Source organism: Bacillota bacterium (assembly GCA_040754675.1).
Lineage (GTDB): Bacteria > Bacillota > Limnochordia > Limnochordales > Geochordaceae > Geochorda.
This window is the reverse complement of record JBFMCJ010000032.1, coordinates 1-16,988: the sequence shown is the minus strand read 5'-3', so window position 1 is coordinate 16,988 and position 16,988 is coordinate 1. Positions and strand designations below refer to the sequence as shown.

General features: G+C 68.6%; 15 protein-coding genes. 10 read left to right on the top strand and 5 right to left on the bottom strand.

Features of this window, described 5'->3' with window-relative positions; all coding sequences use genetic code 11:
* Positions 1-85: 85 nt before the first annotated feature.
* Positions 86-562, bottom strand: coding sequence for a hypothetical protein (locus AB1609_03545; GenBank protein ID MEW6045541.1), 477 nt, complete (start codon positions 560-562; stop codon positions 86-88).
* 140 nt (positions 563-702) lie between these two features.
* Here AB1609_03545 and AB1609_03540 point away from each other — a divergent pair, with 140 nt between their 5' ends.
* A complete protein-coding gene (locus tag AB1609_03540; GenBank protein MEW6045540.1) occupies positions 703-1,275 on the top strand; it encodes a hypothetical protein in 573 nt (190 codons plus the stop codon).
* An 8-nt stretch (positions 1,276-1,283) separates the two neighbouring features.
* Here the strand turns inward: AB1609_03540 and AB1609_03535 are convergent, their stop codons facing one another.
* Positions 1,284-2,618, bottom strand: coding sequence for a thiamine pyrophosphate-dependent enzyme (locus AB1609_03535; GenBank protein MEW6045539.1), 1,335 nt, complete (start codon positions 2,616-2,618; stop codon positions 1,284-1,286).
* Between the two features lie 17 nt (positions 2,619-2,635).
* Positions 2,636-3,766, bottom strand: a complete 1,131-nt coding sequence (locus AB1609_03530; GenBank protein ID MEW6045538.1) for a pyruvate flavodoxin/ferredoxin oxidoreductase — start codon at positions 3,764-3,766, stop codon at positions 2,636-2,638.
* Between the two features lie 190 nt (positions 3,767-3,956).
* Between AB1609_03530 and AB1609_03525 the strand changes: the two genes are divergently transcribed.
* The 6 genes from AB1609_03525 (at position 3,957) to AB1609_03500 (ending at position 10,971) form a co-directional block, all read left to right on the top strand.
* Positions 3,957-4,910: a TAXI family TRAP transporter solute-binding subunit gene (locus AB1609_03525; protein MEW6045537.1), complete on the top strand. Its 954-nt coding sequence runs from the start codon at positions 3,957-3,959 to the stop codon at positions 4,908-4,910.
* Between the two features lie 25 nt (positions 4,911-4,935).
* On the top strand, positions 4,936-5,577 hold the full coding sequence (locus AB1609_03520) for a DUF1850 domain-containing protein (protein ID MEW6045536.1): 642 nt from the start codon (positions 4,936-4,938) through the stop codon (positions 5,575-5,577).
* Positions 5,558-7,537, top strand: a complete 1,980-nt coding sequence (locus AB1609_03515) for a TRAP transporter permease (GenBank protein ID MEW6045535.1) — start codon at positions 5,558-5,560, stop codon at positions 7,535-7,537. The genes AB1609_03520 and AB1609_03515 overlap by 20 nt, the downstream gene beginning before the upstream one ends.
* Positions 7,534-8,550 (top strand): metallophosphoesterase, encoded by a 1,017-nt coding sequence (locus AB1609_03510; protein ID MEW6045534.1) that lies wholly within the window; start codon positions 7,534-7,536, stop codon positions 8,548-8,550. Before AB1609_03515 ends, AB1609_03510 begins: the two co-directional genes overlap by 4 nt.
* Positions 8,551-8,601: 51 nt before the next feature.
* Positions 8,602-9,474, top strand: coding sequence for a deoxyribonuclease IV (locus tag AB1609_03505; GenBank protein ID MEW6045533.1), 873 nt, complete (start codon positions 8,602-8,604; stop codon positions 9,472-9,474).
* Between the two features lie 165 nt (positions 9,475-9,639).
* Positions 9,640-10,971, top strand: coding sequence for a Glu/Leu/Phe/Val dehydrogenase (locus tag AB1609_03500; GenBank protein MEW6045532.1), 1,332 nt, complete (start codon positions 9,640-9,642; stop codon positions 10,969-10,971).
* 33 nt (positions 10,972-11,004) lie between these two features.
* Here the strand turns inward: AB1609_03500 and AB1609_03495 are convergent, their stop codons facing one another.
* Positions 11,005-12,420, bottom strand: a complete 1,416-nt coding sequence (locus tag AB1609_03495; protein ID MEW6045531.1) for a nitrate/sulfonate/bicarbonate ABC transporter ATP-binding protein — start codon at positions 12,418-12,420, stop codon at positions 11,005-11,007.
* 22 nt (positions 12,421-12,442) lie between these two features.
* Positions 12,443-14,179 carry an ABC transporter permease subunit gene (locus AB1609_03490; GenBank protein MEW6045530.1) on the bottom strand — a complete coding sequence of 579 codons (1,737 nt, stop codon included), beginning with the start codon at positions 14,177-14,179 and terminating at the stop codon, positions 12,443-12,445.
* A 169-nt stretch (positions 14,180-14,348) separates the two neighbouring features.
* On the opposite strand from AB1609_03490, the gene AB1609_03485 reads away from it, so the two are divergent.
* The 3 genes from AB1609_03485 to AB1609_03475 form a co-directional block, all read left to right on the top strand.
* Positions 14,349-15,488 carry an ATP-binding cassette domain-containing protein gene (locus AB1609_03485; GenBank protein MEW6045529.1) on the top strand — a complete coding sequence of 380 codons (1,140 nt, stop codon included), beginning with the start codon at positions 14,349-14,351 and terminating at the stop codon, positions 15,486-15,488.
* Positions 15,485-16,336 carry an ABC transporter permease gene (locus tag AB1609_03480; GenBank protein ID MEW6045528.1) on the top strand — a complete coding sequence of 284 codons (852 nt, stop codon included), beginning with the start codon at positions 15,485-15,487 and terminating at the stop codon, positions 16,334-16,336. The genes AB1609_03485 and AB1609_03480 overlap by 4 nt, the downstream gene beginning before the upstream one ends.
* Positions 16,327-16,988, top strand: a 662-nt coding sequence (locus tag AB1609_03475) for an ABC transporter permease (protein ID MEW6045527.1), incomplete at its 3' end; no start/stop codon positions are given. The genes AB1609_03480 and AB1609_03475, both read left to right, overlap by 10 nt.

Here is a 16,988-nt window from a genome sequence, read left to right as displayed (position 1 = left end):
CTCTATGCTGCCCGGCAAAGAACGACGGGGGGTGAAAGCGAGGGAATGCCACAGTTGCCTGATATCGCGGCGTAACGGGTGGCAGTCAAGCGGGAACCCAATTTACACCACTTGCGGGGACGCTATCGAAATCCCCCGCCTCGCGTTCCATGCGCCGGACCAGCAAGATGACGTCGCCCACCGCCGGCAGGATGAAGTCGGGCGCCTCTTCCAGATCCTCAGGCTGCGAGAGGCCGGCCTCCGGGGCAATCACCACGGCGCTCATGGCGTGCTCGTTGGCAAAACGCGCGGAGCTTTCAGGCCGGCTCCCCACCACGAGCACCGTCCCTTCCCCGGCCCGTGCACCGATCAGTTCGAGAGGAACGGCATGCAGGCTGGGAGCCCGCCGGACGGCCGGTAAGGCGCCAACGTCCAGGGGAAGCCCGGGGTCGCCCACCACCCACACTTCGTGGTGGCGGGCAGCGTCCCGGACTGCGTCGGCCAACTCGTCGTGGCTGGCCGCGGGAGATGACGGGTTCAGCAGTTCATCGGCGGCAAAGATAATGGCGCGGACCAAAGCCACGAAACGTCGCCTCTTCTCCGGGTTGCCTCCGCTCGGTTCCTCTCGCTTGCCCGGCTGACCCAGGAAGCGAAGGCGAGACGGTGAACCTGATCCTATAATACCGGTATAAACGCCCTGTACGGGGCGGAATGAGGTGAACCGTGCCACAGGCCAGGGGGGTGGACCTGTCCGACAAGGTCTGGCTGCCCTGGGTTCAGGAGGGGCCGTACCTGGCCCGCCGCCAGCACCTGGTCGCAAAGGACGAGGACCAGGTCAGCCTTTCGCCGGTTCCGGTGGGCCAGCAACTCAGGGGACTTGCCAAGCTCACCCTGGACGAACTCCGGCGCCTGCTTCCTCCGGCCGCTCACGCCGCAGCCCAGCGGCTGGCACGGCAGCTCGTGGAGGGAAGGCCGCTTCGCCTCATCCTGCGGGACGAACGGCGAGCCGGGCGGCGGGAGCAGGATGTGCTCGACGCTCTCATGGCCCTCTGCCGGGCGGGGCTGGTGCAGGTCTACTGCCGCAACCGGCGCCGGGCGGCTCCCGAGTGGGAGGTGCGCCACGCGGAGTTGAGCAACTGGGGCAAGGCCGCCCTCATCTCGGTCGAGGCGGTCACGCTGCCGGGCACGCCCCGCCCCGTGCCGCCCGGGCATCACGCGCAGCCTCCTGGCCGCAACGGCCGGCCGAGGCCGCGTGCGGTTGCCCCCGCCTCTGCGAACGACGCCCACCCCTCCTAGCGCCGCCCTTACTGCACCAAAAGCTTCCGGGCGGCAATGGCTCGCACCATCTCCTCCTCCACACCCCGGTGCCCGTCGCGGGCCGCCTCTTCCAGAGCCTCCACCGGTACGAGGCGCTCCTGTTCCGCGATGAGGGCCACGGCCGCCAGCCCCGTCGATCGCTTGCCCAGCCGCTCGGTGCTGAGGACGTGCACACGAGCCTTTGTGCCGGCCGAAAACTGGGGCACAAGCGAGCGCTCCACGTAGAGCCGGCCCTCCGGTCCCATTCCGCAGGCCAGGCGCCTCGCCCTCGGGACGCCTTCCCGGGCCAGCACCACCAGGACGTCCGGCGCGGGGATGCCGGTGTACCCGATGGGCTGTGGGCTTACGATGACCTCGCTGATGGAGTGGCCGGTCATCACGGTGACCGGGTAGTCGTCGCGCTGGGTGGCGTACAGGCCCGACATCACGGCGGCCCGTCCCAGCACCGACGCGGCGCTCCGCACCTTCTGGCCGGCGGCACCGGCCAGGATGATGGACCTCGGCCCCGCAAGCGCGCTCTTGTAACGCGGCTCGATCGCCCGGATGGGCGCGCCGCCCGGGCTTGGAGCCTGATCTCGCAGGGCGCGGGTATACTCCGTGCGGGTTCGGCGAGCCACGGCGCCGGCCGGTAGCCCCGTTTGCTTCAGGGCCTGTTCGAGGGCCTGGCGGCTGAAGCGGTTATTGGGTACGAAGTAGGCCGTGCACAGTTCCCAGATGTCCACCAGCGCAAAACCGTCGGTCGTGATGGCCTCGTAAATCAGATCTGAGAGGGCCGGGTCGAACGCCGAGGTGCGGGCAGCGAAGGCCGCCCCGTTGACGGCGACCGTTGCACAGACGTCCATCGGGAACTCCGGGTTACCCGCTGGGGTGCTGCTGGTGACGCTGCCGGGCGGGGTGAGGGGTGACTGCTGGCCGCCGGTCATCCCGAAGTTGAAGTTGTTGAACACCAGGACGGCGATGCCGACGTTGCGCCGGGCGGCGTGCACGAGGTGGTTGGCGCCGATGCCGCAGCCGCCGTCTCCCATGAGCACGATGACGGTGAGGTCCGGGTCGGCCAGCTTGATGCCGGTGGCGTACGTCACGGATCGCCCGTGCAGCCCGTGAAGGCCGTTGGTCAGGAAGTACTGGTCCGACAGCCCGACGCAGCCGATGTCCGTAACGATGACCACCCGGCGAGGGTCGCGACGGGTGCGCACCAGCGCCGCGTTCAGCGCGTCCAGGATGCGCCCGTGGCCGCAGCCGGGGCAGAAGGGATAGGGCAGGCGCCGTTCGTCGATGTACGTGCCCGGGGCCTCGACGCCCGGTCCGGATGCCGGCTTCATCTCCGAAAAGACGCCTCCTAAGCTTGCTGTAAGATGGCCTGAAGGATCGCGCCGGGGGTGATGAGTTCGCCGTCAACGCGGTGCACGCCCGTGACGCGCTGCCCGGCTTCGACGACCCGCTCGACCTCCAGGCGGAGCTGGCCGAAGTTGAGTTCCGCAACCACGAGGTGCAGCACGCCGGCGAGAGCCCTGGTGATGGCGGCCTTCGGGAAGGGCCAGACGGAGTGCACGACGGCAAGCGACACCGCCCGCCCGAGCCGCCGGGCCTCTCGGACGGCGTCAGCGGCCGAGCGGGCGCTCACCCCGTAGCTGACGACCAGCGTGTCGGCCCCTTCTTGCAGGTCGAGCGCGACGTCTTCCACATCCGGGGCCGCTGCCTCGATCTTCGCCACCAGGTGGCGGTTGAGGCGTTCCACCTTGGCCGGGTCCTTGGTGAGGTAACCTCCCTCGTCGTGGGTGGAGGTGTTCACCCGGACCACGTGAGGCCCGCCGAAGGGAGAGAAGGCCGGCACATCCTCGGGCCGGTCGAACCCGTACGAGAGGTACGGTCCCTCGGGCGGTGCCGTGCGGCGGGGCGTCACCGGGCCGGCGGACTTGAGCCGCTCCGGATCCACCGTCTCCGCCGTCATCACCACTTCCTTGTCCGCCAGCAGAAAGACCGGGGCTCGCAGCCGTTCCGCCAGCTCAAAGGCTTTCACGGTCAGCCGGTAGCACTGTTCGGCGTTTTCGGGGGCCAGCGCCACGACGGGGAAGCCGCCCGAGGTGCCCCAGCGTACGAACTGAAGGTCGCCCTGGGCCGGGGTGGTCGCGCCGCCGGTGGCGGGGCCCATCCGCTGAACGTCCACGATCACCAGGGGCACCTCGGCCATGATGGCGAAGCCGATGTTTTCGCTGTAAAGGCTCATCCCCGGCCCGCTGGTGGCGGTCATGGCGCGCCGGTTCGTCATGGCGGCGCCGATGCAAAAACCGATGGCCGCGATCTCGTCCTCGGCCTGGATGGCAATCCCGCCCCGGGGCGGCAGCGCCCGAACCATGCCGAGGAGGATGGGGGTGGCGGGGGTGATCGGATAGCCTGCATAGAAGTCGCAACCGCTGTCCACGGCGCCCTGGACGATGGCCTGCGCGCCCGTGATGAAAGCCCGGCTCATTCTCGCTTTCTCTGCCTTTCCCGCAACACAAGATACGCCACCGGGAGGCCTTTCCTCTGCTCCCTGCGTGGGAGGAGTCGCCTTCGTGCAGATCGAAATGCTTCGCAGGTTGGCCGTGTGAGGGAGGTTTTTTTCGAAAGCGGCTTCACTCCATGGCGAGAGACGGGAGGGAGAACAGGAAGACGTGATCATGAAAGCAGCAAGGTTTTTCGGACCGGTCGGGCTTGTGGCGTTACTGGTCTTGGCGTTGGCCGGCGGCGTGCAGGCTGCACAGTTTGTAACGATTGCTACGGGCGGGACGGCGGGCGTTTATTACCCGCTGGGCGGTGCCCTGGCGGAGATCTTCAACCAGAGCGTGCCCGGGGTCAACGCCTCGGTGCAGGCCACGGGGGCCTCGGTGGCCAACGTGAACTTCCTGGCTCAGGGCCAGGTGGAGCTCGCCTTCATTCAAAACGACATCGCCTATTACGCCGCCAACGGGATTGAGATGTTCGACGGGCGCAAGGTGGAGAGGCTGCGGGGCGTTGCCACGCTGTATCCCGAGGTCGTCCAGCTTGTGGCTCTCAAGCAGGCCAACATCCGCTCGGTGGCCGACTTGAAGGGCAAGCGGGTGGCGGTGGGTGACATCGGGAGCGGCACGGAGCTCAACGCCCGGCAGATCCTCGCGGCCGCTGGCCTGACGTACAAGGATCTTCAGGCCCGGTACCTTTCCTTCGCCGAGGCGTCCGCCAATTTGCGTGACGGGCACATCGACGCGGCGTTCGTGACCGCGGGGATTCCCACCGCGGCCATCCAGGACATCGCCGTCCAGAAGGACGTCGTGATCGTTCCCATCACGGGAGAGATATCGGCCCAGTTGGAGGCTCGCTACCCCTTCTACACCCAGGTCGTGGTGCCGGCTGGCACGTACCGCGGCCATGCGCAGGACGTCACGACCGTGGCCGTCAAGGCCATGCTGGTGGCCCGGGCGGACCTGCCGGAGGACCTGGTCTACAACCTCACCCGGGCGCTCTTCGCCAACTTGCCGCGGCTGGCGCAGGCCCACGCTAGGGGCAAGGACATAGGCGAGAAGACCGCGAAAGACGGCATGTCCATCCCGCTTCACCCGGGGGCGGAACGATTCTATCAGGAGCTGGGCAGGTAACCGTCAAAAGCCGCAAAGAGGCCGGGTGAGCAGGGCCGGGGCGGCTCCTGGCACGTCAGGCATGCGCCCCGGCCCTTTCAGGTTACTCGCTCGGGCCGCGATGGCCGTGGTCGCGGCGCTCGCCGCCTCGGGGACCGCGGTTGGGCCGGCGGCGGGCCAGGCGCTGCCGGAGGGGGAGGGGACGGCGGGCGCACGGGGCGCGCCGGGTGGTGCCGCGCTCTGCCTGCAGGTGAGGGTCTATCCTGCCGGGCATGCCCTGTTCGAGGTGGGCCTCGAGGAGCCTGAGTTCGCGGTGACGTTCCGCCATTCCGTGGAGAAGACCCTGGTCGTGGAGCGCTTTCTCGTACGGCAGGGGGCGGGGGGGTTTACGCTTTACCGCACCGAGTATCTCTCGTTCGGCGCGGGACTTCCAACGGATGGCAAACTTGAGTTGCAGCCGCAGGGGCCGGTTGTGGTGATGGCCCTCGAACGGTCCATCCCGAGGCTCGTCTTCAGGGTGAGCCGGATGACGGAGCACTCGCTGGAGGCGGGCGGGTACTGGCTTGACCTGAGCGGAGCGGTGCCCGACGGGACGGCCGTTGAGTTGGTGGCTTTCGACTGCAAGGCCGCAGTCCTGTCCTGCGGCAGCGAGGACGGGGGTAGCGTAGATGGCCAGCAGCACAACTGACCGCCCGGAGAATGGGGGTGGGCCGCCGGACCAGGTTAACGTCGAGGAGTTGATGGCCCGATTTGACATCGAGTCGGGCTACCGGCGGCTCGCGGGCGCGGCGGGGCGGCTGGTGGCGCTTCTGGCCATCGCCTTTTCCGTCTTCCAGCTTTACACGGCCGCGTTCGGGGTGTTCGAGGCGCGCATCCAGCGCGCGGTCCACCTTGCCTTTGGGATGAGCCTGGTGTTTCTGCTGTTTCCTGCCCGGCGCCGCCGGGAGTCCCGGATTGCGTGGTGGGATCTGGCGCTCGCGGTGGTGGCGGCGGGCGTATCACTGTACCTCGTGATCTTCTACGAGCAGATCGTCATGCGGGCGGGACTGCCGACGCGCGCCGACCTTCTGGTGGCGACGGCGGCGGTGCTGCTGGTGCTGGAGGCCACGCGCCGGGTGGCGGGGCTGCCCATCGTCATCATCGCGGCCGCCTTCGTCGTGTACGCGCTGGTGGGGCGGAGCATGCCGGGCTTCCTGGCCCACCGCGGCTTTTCGCTCTCCCAGGTGGCCAACCACCTTTACTTCACCACGGAGGGCATCTTCGGGATCCCGCTGGGCGTCTCGTCCACGTTCATCTTCCTGTTCATCCTGTTTGGCGCGTTTGTGGGAAAGACCGGGCTCGGCCGCTTCTTCATCGACCTGGCGAACGCGGTGGCAGGTTTCGCGGCCGGCGGGCCGGCGAAAGTGGCGGTCATCACCAGCGCCCTGGAGGGCACCATCTCGGGCAGCTCGGTGGCCAACACGGTGGGGTCGGGGAGCTTCACCATTCCCATGATGAAGCGGCTGGGCTACCGGCCGGAGTTCGCTGCGGCCGTGGAGGCGGCGGCCTCGACCGGCGGCCAGATCATGCCGCCCATCATGGGAGCGGCGGCCTTCCTCATGGCGGAGTTCACCGGCATTCCGTACATCGAGGTGGCGAAGGCCGCGGTGATCCCCGCCATCCTGTACTTCAGCGGCATCTTCATCGCCGTGCACTACGAGGCCAGGCGCCTGGGGCTGAAGGGAATCCCGAGGGATCAGCTACCGGGGCTGTGGAGCGTCCTGAGGAGCCGTGGCCACCTGTTCTTGCCGCTGGTCGGCATCATCTGGCTGCTGGTCGAGGGCAGCACGCCCATGAAGGCGGCCTTCTACGGCATCCTGCTGGCGGTCGGGGCCGCCACGATCCACCCGTCGACACGCATGAATTGGCGGGAGATCGTGGAAGCCCTGGAACAGGGCGCCCGCAGCGCCCTCGGGGTGGTCATGGCGACGGCGGCGGCGGGGATCATCATCGGGGTCGTCACGCTGACGGGCCTGGGGCTCAAGCTGGCGAGCGGATTGGTGGATCTGGCGCAGGGCAACCTGCTGTTGACGATGCTGGCGGCGATGGTCACCTCCCTGGTGCTGGGGATGGGCGTGCCCACCACGGCCAACTACGTCATCACGTCCACCATCGCGGCACCGGCGCTGTTGCGGCTGGGCGTGCCGCTCCTTTCGGCGCACATGTTCGTCTTCTACTACGGCGTCGTCGCGGACATCACGCCCCCGGTGGCGCTGGCGGCCTACGCGGGCTCGGGCATCGCCGGGAGCAACCCCATGAAAACGGGGGTCACCGGGACGCGGCTGGCCATCGGAGCGTTTCTGGTGCCGTACATGTTCGTCTTTTCGCCGGTGCTTCTGATGCAGGATGTCACGGTGTGGCGGGCCGTGCACGTGCTGGCCACGTCCCTGGCCGGCATGTTCGGCGTGGCCGTAGCGCTCGGCGGCTACATGCGCACTTCGCTTGCCGTCTGGGCACGGGTGCTTCTGGCCGCAGGAGGGGTCATGATGATCGACCCCGGCCTCGTAACCGATCTGGCAGGAGGGACGATGCTGGCCACCGTCGCCGCGCTTCAGTGGTGGAAGGGCCGTCCCGCCAAAGGCCTGGCCGGGGTGTCGGCCCGGAGTTGAGCGCCTTTGCGCCGGCCGCCTGGATTGCGGGCGGCGCCGGAGTCGCTGCGGCCGCGGGCGCCGCGCTCGCATGGGGTGCGCTCGAGGCGGGCCGGCTGCAGATCGAGTACCTGCGCTTCCACGTACAACGCGAAGGCCTGGCCCTCGACCGACGGGCGACCCTGCCAGCCGGAGCCGCGGCCTGCCGCGGCAGGCAGGCGTCGAGCAGCGTCCTCGAAAGGCCGGGCCGTACCATGCGGCTGGCCCACCTCACGGACCTGCACCTGCACCGGCGCCCGGGGCGCTCGCACCGGGACGCGCTGCGCTGCACCGAGGCCCTCGGGGCGCACCTGGCCATCGTTACCGGCGACTTCATGGACAGGGCGTCACGGCCCGGCGCGCCGCTCGGGTACGTGCTGGAACTGGCGCGGCGGGTCCAGGTGGCCGTCGTCTGGGGCAACCACGACCACGAACGCCCGGAGCGCCTCCTCGCGCTCTGGCGGGCTCTGGAAGAGGCCGGGGTGTGGGTGCTGGTCAACCGGCACGTGGTGCTGGAATCCCCGGCGGGCACCGTCCGCCTCGTCGGCGTCGATACCCCCGATCTCGGGTACGACCGCTACACGCAGGCGACGGACCTCCCGCCGCTCCTGCACGCCCGGTGGGACGAGCCTTCGGGCATCTGGATGAGGGGTCAACCGGACCCGTCACAAACAGCGGGAGGCGTCGGCGCCAGACGTCCGGCGATGGAAGTGGTGGCTGCCCACACCTACCACGTTATCGAGCACAACCCCTCTGCCATGGACGGGGCCCTGGTCATCGTGGGGGATACCCACGGAGGCCAGATCGACCTGCCCCTTCTCGGCCCGGTCTGGGCGCGCTGGATGCACCACCATCGCTTCGTGCGGGGCCTGTTCCGAACCGGCAGGGTGTGGCTCTACGTGAACCGGGGTGTGGGTACCATCGGCGTTCCCCTGCGCCTGCGCTGTCCCCCCGAACTCGCCATCATTGACCTGAGCGCTTGGGGGAGCCCATGATAGAGCGGGCGCGGCGCGGGCCTGGTGGAGGGTAAGGAGGCGGCTTGGGGCATGATGATCGGCTGCCACCTGAGCACGGCACGGGGATTTGCACGGACCGTCGAAAACGCGGTCAGGCTCGGGGCGGACGTGTTCCAGTACTTTCCCAAGAACCCCAGGAGTTACCGCATCAAGCCGGTGGATCGCCAGAGCTGGGCCCGGGAGGGAGAGGCGGCGCGCCGGGCAAGCGTCCTGACGGTGGCGCACTCGGCTTACGTCACCAACCTCTCCACCGCCGACCCCACCCTGCGGGAGACCACCATCGCCTCCATCGTCAACGAGCTCGAGATCTGCGAGGCCTTCGGCACCCCGTGGCTCGTGGTGCACTGCGGAAAGCACCTGGGCGAGGGGGAACAGGCCGGCGTGCGGCGGATGGTGGAGGCCGTGGATGAGGTGATGGCGCGCTTTTCGGGGAAGTGCAGGCTGCTGTTGGAGAACACGGCCGGGCAGGGGAGCGAGCTTGGCAGAAGCGTGGACGAGCTTCTGGCCATTCACGAGGCGCTTGGAGCGAAAGAGCGCGTCGGGTTTTGCCTGGACAGCTGTCACGCCTTTGCTTCGGGGTTCCTGCAGCCAGAGAAGTTCGACCGCTTCGTGGCAGAGGTGAGCCGGCCGGAGTTCGCCTCACGCCTGGAAGTGGTGCACCTCAATGACTCCAAGGGAGGAGCGGGCGATCACCTGGATCGCCACGAGCTTCTGGGGAGGGGCCAGATGGGGGAGCTTCTCCGGGAGCTGGTGCGCCATCCGTTTTTCCAGGAACGCCCCATGGTCATCGAGACGCCCGTCGAGCAGGAAGACGACTACGCCCTGGAGATCCGCCGCGCCAGGGAGTGGGCGCTGCCGGGGCGGGACGGGGGCCACACCGGCACCGATCGCAAGCCAGCGTAAGCCGAAGCTCGCGCAAGCAAGCGGGAGCATACCGCGAGAAAAGGTGCGCCAATTGCGGTACAGGCTGGCGCGGGCCGCCGGGCGTCCGGGAGCGCTCGTACCGCCGTATGGTGTATACGGGGTACAATATGCGCGGAGCGGGCGTGGAAGGGCGGGGTTGAGGCCTTGGCAGAGGACGTCAGGCTTCGCGACGGACTTTCCCGGCGACAGACAAGCGGCCAGCTGGCGGCAGACACAGGTCTGGTCGGGCTGGCCGATTCGATGGTCCGGCAGGCCGCCGAACTCGTCAACCTCCGGTTGGACTTCGCGGCCCGCCTCTCGGTACCCGACCGGGAGATCTCGGTCTCGGTGCCCGTCATGATGGACAGCGGCCGGTGGCGCGTCTTCCGGGGTTACCGCGTCCAGCACTGCAACGCAAGGGGACCGTACAAGGGGGGCATCCGCTACCACCCGGACGTGGGGCTGGACGAGGTCAGGGCGCTGGCCGCGCTGATGACCTGGAAGTGCGCCGTCGTGGACGTACCCTTCGGGGGGGCCAAGGGCGGCATCGAGGTTGATCCCTCGGAGCTATCCCGGGGAGAACTGGAGCGCCTCACCCGCGCCTACACGCTCATGATGCTGCCCAACTGGGGCCCCCAGGTCGACATCCCCGCGCCGGACGTCAACACCAACGAACAGGTCATGGCCTGGATCATGGACACGGCCAGCGTGGCGCTGGGGCGGCCCGTTCCCGCGATCGTGACGGGCAAGCCGGTGGCCATCGGCGGCACCGCTGGCCGCCGCGAGGCGACGGGCCGCGGCGTGGCCATCGCGGCGCGCCGGATGCTGCAGCGCCTGGGCTGGGATCCGAGGAAGACTCGGGTGGCGGTGCAGGGCTTCGGTAACGTCGGCCGGTGGGCGGCCAGGCTGCTCGCCGAACAGGGGCTCGTCATCGAGGCCATCAGCGACGTCTCCGGAGCCATCCGCAAGCCCGGCGGGCTTGACCTCGACGAGGTGGAGCGCCACCTCCAGGCCTCCGGCGGGCTGCTTGCCAGCTACGCATCGCCCGGCGTGCAGCATCTGACCAACGCGGACCTGCTGGCGCTGGACGTGGACGTGCTGATCCCCGCTGCCATCGAAAACCAGATCACCTCAGCCAACGCCGACCGGATCCGGGCCCGGATGGTGGTCGAGGGGGCGAACGGCCCCACCACCCTTCAGGCGCACCACCGCCTTGTGGAACGGGGGGTCGTGGTGGTGCCGGACATCCTGGCCAACGCAGGCGGCGTGGCGGTCTCGTACTTCGAGTGGGTGCAAAACCTGCGCGGCGAGGTCTGGAGCGTCGGCGAGGTGAGTGAACGCCTCGAGGAGATCATGGTGCGCGCCATCGACGCCGTCTGCGAGAAGGCCGAGTCGCTGAAAGTGGACCTTCGGCTCGCAGCGTTCGCCCTTGCCCTTGAGCGCGTGGTAGACAGCCTGAGGCGGCATCAGGCGGCTTCGCCCGTCGCCGCGGCCTGACGCTGGGGGGGGGGTGGCGCTGGCGAAGAGACTCTATCTGGCACCGGTGCTGCCATCGAAGGTGGCGCCGGTGTCGTTTTCCAGGAAGAGCATGCGAGAAGCTTCGTCGTAGGCGAAGAGTTCCGCGTATCGGCCCCAGTCCATGAGGGTGTCGAGCTGGCGCTGGGCCTCCTGGGTCCCGTAGCGGTGTTCCAGGATGTCAAGGAAGAACTCGCGGGGCATTCGGTGGTCGGCCTTGGACCGCAGCACTGCCAGTAGCCGTTCCAGTTCGGGCACGCACGCCAGCGCCTGGCGCCGGAAAAGTTCCTTGCGCTCGGTGACGCCAGCTGCTGCGTAGCGCATCCCTTCAGGGGTGAGTTCCACATCCCCGGGGGTGACCCGGCACAGGCCCAGGAGCTCGCAGGCGTCCACAATGGGCAGCAGATCCTCCAGGTCGAGGTGCAGCCGTGCGCCGAGTTCGAAGAGGTCCACCCGCCCGCCCGCCTCCTCCAGAAGCTCGATGAAGCCGTTGAGAGCGCCGGCCCGAGCCGAGGGCAGCCGCCGGCTCCGCAAGGTGGTGGCGGGCGCGTGCAGGGCAGATGGCGCGTGCGCGGCCCCGGCAACCACCGGCGCTTCAAGGCGGGCCGATACCTCGCCAGGTAGGGCTGCGGCTCGCCTCTGATCGTCACGGCGGGGCGTGGTGAGCAGGGAGTAGATGTGGTCGACCAGCGCCTTGAAGCCGGGGGCGTCCCGGTTCCGCCGGTGCGGCAACTCGATGGACACCTCGGCCACCGCCCGAGCAGGGTCCCGCGAGAGCACGACGGCCCGGCCGGCCATGAAGACCGCCTCTTCAATGCTGTGCGTGACCAGGACGATGGCGCAGGTAGGGATGCGCCGGTCGAGCCAGAGTTCCAGCAAGTCGCTGCGCAGGCTCTCCGCCGTGAGCACGTCAAGGCCGGAGAAAGGCTCGTCCATCACCAGGACGTCTGGCTCGACCACCAAAGCCCGGGCCAGGCCCACTCTCTGCTTCATGCCCCCGGAGAGCTCCCGGGGAAACGCATGCTCGAACCCATCGAGGCCCACCAGGTCGATGGCCGCAAGCGCCCGCTTCTGGCGTTGGACCCGGGGCACGCCGCGGGCTTCCAGCCCGAGTTCGACGTTCTGCTGCACGGTAAGCCACGGGTAGAGCGCAAAGCTCTGGAAGACCATCGCCACGCTCGCTTCGGCGTCCCTCATGTCACGCCCGCGGTAAAGCACCTGCCCGGACGTCGGGGGAACCAGTCCGGTGATGATACGTAACAGCGTTGACTTCCCCGATCCGCTGGGCCCCAAGATCGCCAGGAACTCCCCCTCGTACAGCTTCAGGTCGATATCCTCCAACACGGTCATCTGGCCTCCGCCGGGGAGCGGAAAGGCCCGGGTGACGTGCCGGACTTCGATGATGGTCTTTGCCTCACTTGCGACGGCCATCGGCCTTCACCGTCCCGTGCTCTCACTCAAGAGCGAATCGCGTCTCCGCGACTTCGAGGAGCCTCCGCCACACGAGCCGGTTCAGCGCGACCACGAACAGCGCCATGCCCGTAATGCTCCACACGATGCCGGCCCGGTCGCCTGCTTGTGTCGCATGGGTGATGTAGGCGCCCAGACCCGTCGCGGAAAGCCGGTATGCGCCCCAGGTGACGACCTCCGCCACGATGCTGGCGTTCCAGGCCCCGCCGGCAGCCGTCAGGCCCCCGGTGACCAGCGCCGGGAAGATGGCGGGCAGGATGACCTGGCGCCACCGCGCCCACCCGCGAAGCCGAAATACGGAGGCGGCGTCACGCAATTCCGCCGGCAGGGCGCTTGCACCGGCAATCACGTTGAACAGGATGTACCACTGTGTGCCGAGCATCATCAGCAGGATGGCGCCCAATTCGAAGTTGACGTGAAAGCGCAAGTACAAAACGCCCACGAACGGGAAGAGCATGTTGGCCGGGAACGCCGCCGCGAGCTGTGCGAGCGACTGTCCGAGGCCGGCCAGGCGGGGGTTCAGCCCGATGGCGACGCCGACGGGCACCGTCCACAGCGCTCCCAGCACCACCGCCGCCACCACCCTCAGGAGGGTCAGGGTGCCCAGGCCGGCCACGCGCGAGAGTTCCGCCGGCCCAAGCGACCCGACCAGCCGCAGGCCCATCCAGCCGTATCGGGCCGCCCAGGCTCCCGCACCTGCCAGCGCCGCTGCTCGCAGGGCCGGGGCGAGCCAGGAGTGCCGGGATGGCACAGCGGGCCGGGGCAGCCGGTTTCTCTGTGCCCGCCACCGGCTCAGGGCATCGGCGGCCGGCTCGGTCAACCGGACAATCCACCGCTCCAGGGCATCCAGCAGCACCGAACGGCGCAGCAACGTGAGCACGGCAGACTGGACGGGCGCGGCCGAAGGGGTTTGGTCGAGCTTGAACTTCTCTGCCCACGCGACAACGGGCCCCCAGAAGAGCCGGTCCAGCAGAAGGATGACGGCAGCCATGGTGGCAATGGCCCACAGGACGGCCCGCCAGTTGGCCTGTCCGAGCGCGACGGCGAGGTAGCTGCCGAGGCCGGGTAGCATCAGGCGGCGGTTGAGCACGGTGATGGCTTCACTCGCTGCCAGGAAGAACCAGCCGCCCCCGAACGACATCATGCCGTTCCAGACCAGGCTGATCATGGAAGAAGGGAGTTCGAGGCGGGTGAAGCGCTGCCACCCGTTGAGACGAAAGACCCGGGCCGCCAGCTGCAGTTCGCCCGGCACTGCCTTGAGGGCGTGGTAGAAGGCGAACGTAAGGTTCCACACCTGGCTCGTGAAGATGGCGAAGATGGAAGCCAGCTCGAGCCCGATGATGCGGCCGGGGAAAAGCCCCATGAGAGCTGTCAGGCTCACCGACAAAAACCCCAACACCGGCACCGATTGCAGAATGTCCAGCAGGGGGATCAGCAGCCGTTCGGCGCCCCTGATCCTGGCCGCCGCGTAGCCGTAAGCCAGGGAGAAGATCACCGAAGCGGCAAATGCTGCCACCATGCGGAAAAGTGACCGGCCCGCGTAGTAGGGGAGAAAGCGCGGGTCGAGCGAGATGGCTTCGGGCGCGGCCGCGCTGATGGGGGCCTGCAGGGCGGGCCCCAGGCGGACCAGCGCGTACAGCACGGCAAAGACGAACAGCGCGACGGCCAGGTCGGCGGCGCCCAGCCGGCGCGGCGCCACGAACCGGCGGTAGCGCGTCAACGGTGTCGGTAGCCCCCTCCATGGCGCTCAACTAAGCATGCCACCGGGGTGCCCGGGGCGCAAGAGCTTGAGAAGGGGCAGGTGGTCCCTGCGCAGAACGAGACCCAGAGGTTCGTCTTGCCCTCGCCGGCCAGCGGCCGGTCCGGGGTTTTGGAGGGGCGGGAGGCGGGTGTCGGTCAGCCCCGGCTCCGGGGGCGCGCTCGCTGTTGAGGCGCGGGCGCTCACCCGGGTCTTCGTGCGGATGAGCGAAGGCGGTCGCCGGTCGTGGGCCAGGCGGGTGTTGGGCCGCGCCAGGAGGGGCTCGGAGGCGATCTCCCACATCGTCGCGCTGGACAGCGTCTCGCTCGAGGTGAACGACGGCGAGATCTTCGGGCTTCTCGGCCCCAACGGGGCAGGGAAGACGACGCTCATCAAGATCCTCGCCACGCTCCTGTTGCCCACGTCCGGTGAGGCGCGGGTGCAGGGGTTCGACGTGGCGAGTGAGCCGGCGGCGGTCCGCGAGCGCATCGGCATGGTGTCGGGCGGGGAGGTCTCCGGCTACGGCATCCTCACGGTCCGGGAGAACCTCTGGCTGTTCTCGCAGCTGTACGGCATTCCGGTACCCGAGGCCAGGCGGCGGGCCGATCGGCTGCTGCAGGCCTTCGGGCTGTGGGAGTACCGGGACACCAAGATGAACCGGCTCTCCACCGGTTACCGGCAGCGGCTCAACGTGGCAAGGGGCTTCATCAGCGACCCGCAGGTGCTCTTCCTGGACGAGCCCACGCTGGGGCTGGACGTGGACGTTGCCCGAACAATCCGGCGCTTTGTCCGGGAATGGGTCGGGGAGCGCCCGGGGCGCACGGTGCTCCTGACCACCCACTACATGCTGGAGGCCGACGAGCTGTGCGACCGGGTGGCGGTCATCGACCACGGGCGCATCGTGGCGTGCGACGCGCCCGCTGCTTTGAAGCGCATGCTGGGCGGCGACGTGATGCTGAGGCTCCGCACCACTCCGCCGGTACGGGTGGCGGCCGGCGGTGGCCTCGCCGCTCCGGACGGGCGGCACCCCATCGAGGAGCTGCTGGGCCGCCACCCGGCGGTACGGCGAGTGGCGGCGCGGGTGCGGGCGTCTGACGCCACCGTGGAACTCATGATGCAGCTCTCCGACGACTCCGGGGTCGGCAGCGTGCTGGCCGCCCTGGAGGCGGCCGGATCCCGCGTGCTCGAACTCCACAAACCCGAACCGACGCTGGAAGACGTCTTCCTGATGCTGGTCGGCCGCAGGCTGGATTCGGACGGGACCGGGGCTTCCGAGGGGGCAGCCCGGTGAGCGCCGGGGGGCCTCAGGCGGCGGCAGCTCGAGGGGCTCTTGCGGCGCGCTATTGGCGCGCGTTCTGGGCTCGAGCGTACGTGCGGGTGGTGGCGGCCAACCGGGACCCGTCGTGGGTTCTGTTTGACGTGGGCCTCCCGGTGCTGGCAACGGCCGCCTACGTCTACGTTTATCGAGCCCTCAACGCCCCCGAGGCGTACGTGGGGTTCGTCACCATCGGCGGGGCCATGATGGCGTTCTGGCTCAACGTCCTGTGGAACATGGCCAGTCAGCTTTTCTGGGAGAAGCAGAGCGGCAACCTGGAGGCGTACATCACGGCGCCCGTGCCCCTCATGGTGATCCTGGCCGGCATGGCGACAGGCGGGCTTTTCATGACCACCATCCGCGCGGCGACCATCGTGGCGGCGGCCGTGCTGTGGTTTCGGGTGCCGCTCGTCGTCTCGGACCCCGCGGGGCTCCTCGTGGGCTTCGTGGTCAGTCTGGTGGCCCTTTATGGGCTTGGCATGGCCATGGCTTCGCTTTACCTGCTCCACGGGCGGGAGGCGTGGCACCTGTCGCAGCTCCTGCAGGAGCCGGTCTACCTGGTGTCAGGGTTTTACTTCCCGGTTCGCTTCCTGGGATTCTGGGTTGCAGCGGTGGCGTCCGTCATCCCGCTGACGCTGGGGCTTGACGCGATGCGACAGAGCCTCTACGGCCCGGACCAGTCCGCGGCGCTTCTCCCGGTCCGCGCGGAAATCGGACTGCTGGCCTTGCTGGCGGGCCTCTTCATCTGGGCCGCATGGCGGCTGCTTGGCTTCATGGAGCGCCTGGCGAGGCGCGAGGGGCGGCTGACGCTTCGGTGGCAGTGAAGCAGCACCGTTCCGGGGTGGCCGGGGTGCGGGGCGGGCTGTGGCTTGGGTGGATGTCGGAGAGCAACTGGACGGACCTGTCGCTGTTTTTCGGCTACTCCATCGTCAAGCCGTTGGCTCAGAGCCTGATCCTGGCCGTCATCTACCTGGTCATCGCAAGGAGCGCGCAGACGCCCTATTTCGCCGCTATGATGGTGGGCAACGCCTTTTTCATGGTGACCGGGCAGATCATGCAGGGCGCGACCTGGTGCGTCATCGAGGATCGGGAGTTTTACTCCACGATCCGGTACATCTACATCGCCGGCCGCAGCATGATCTGGTACCTGCTCGGCCGCGCGGCGGCCAAGGCCATCATCGTCGCCTTCTCCAGCCTGGTCGTGCTGTTGTTCGCGCGGTTCGCCATGGGCGCGCCGCTGACCGTCAACGCGGGCTGGGTCTTGCCCGGATCCCTTTCGCTGGCCCTGGGCGTGGGTGCCACCGCGCTCATGGGCGTCGGCCTGGCCGGAGTGCTGCTCCTTGCTGCGCGCAACGCCGCCTTCTACTCGGAGGCGGTATCCGGATCGCTTTACCTGCTGGCAGGCGCTATTTTCCCCATCGAGGTGCTCCCGGGGGTTCTGCAGCGCGTGGCCCAAGTGCTGCCGCAGACCTACTG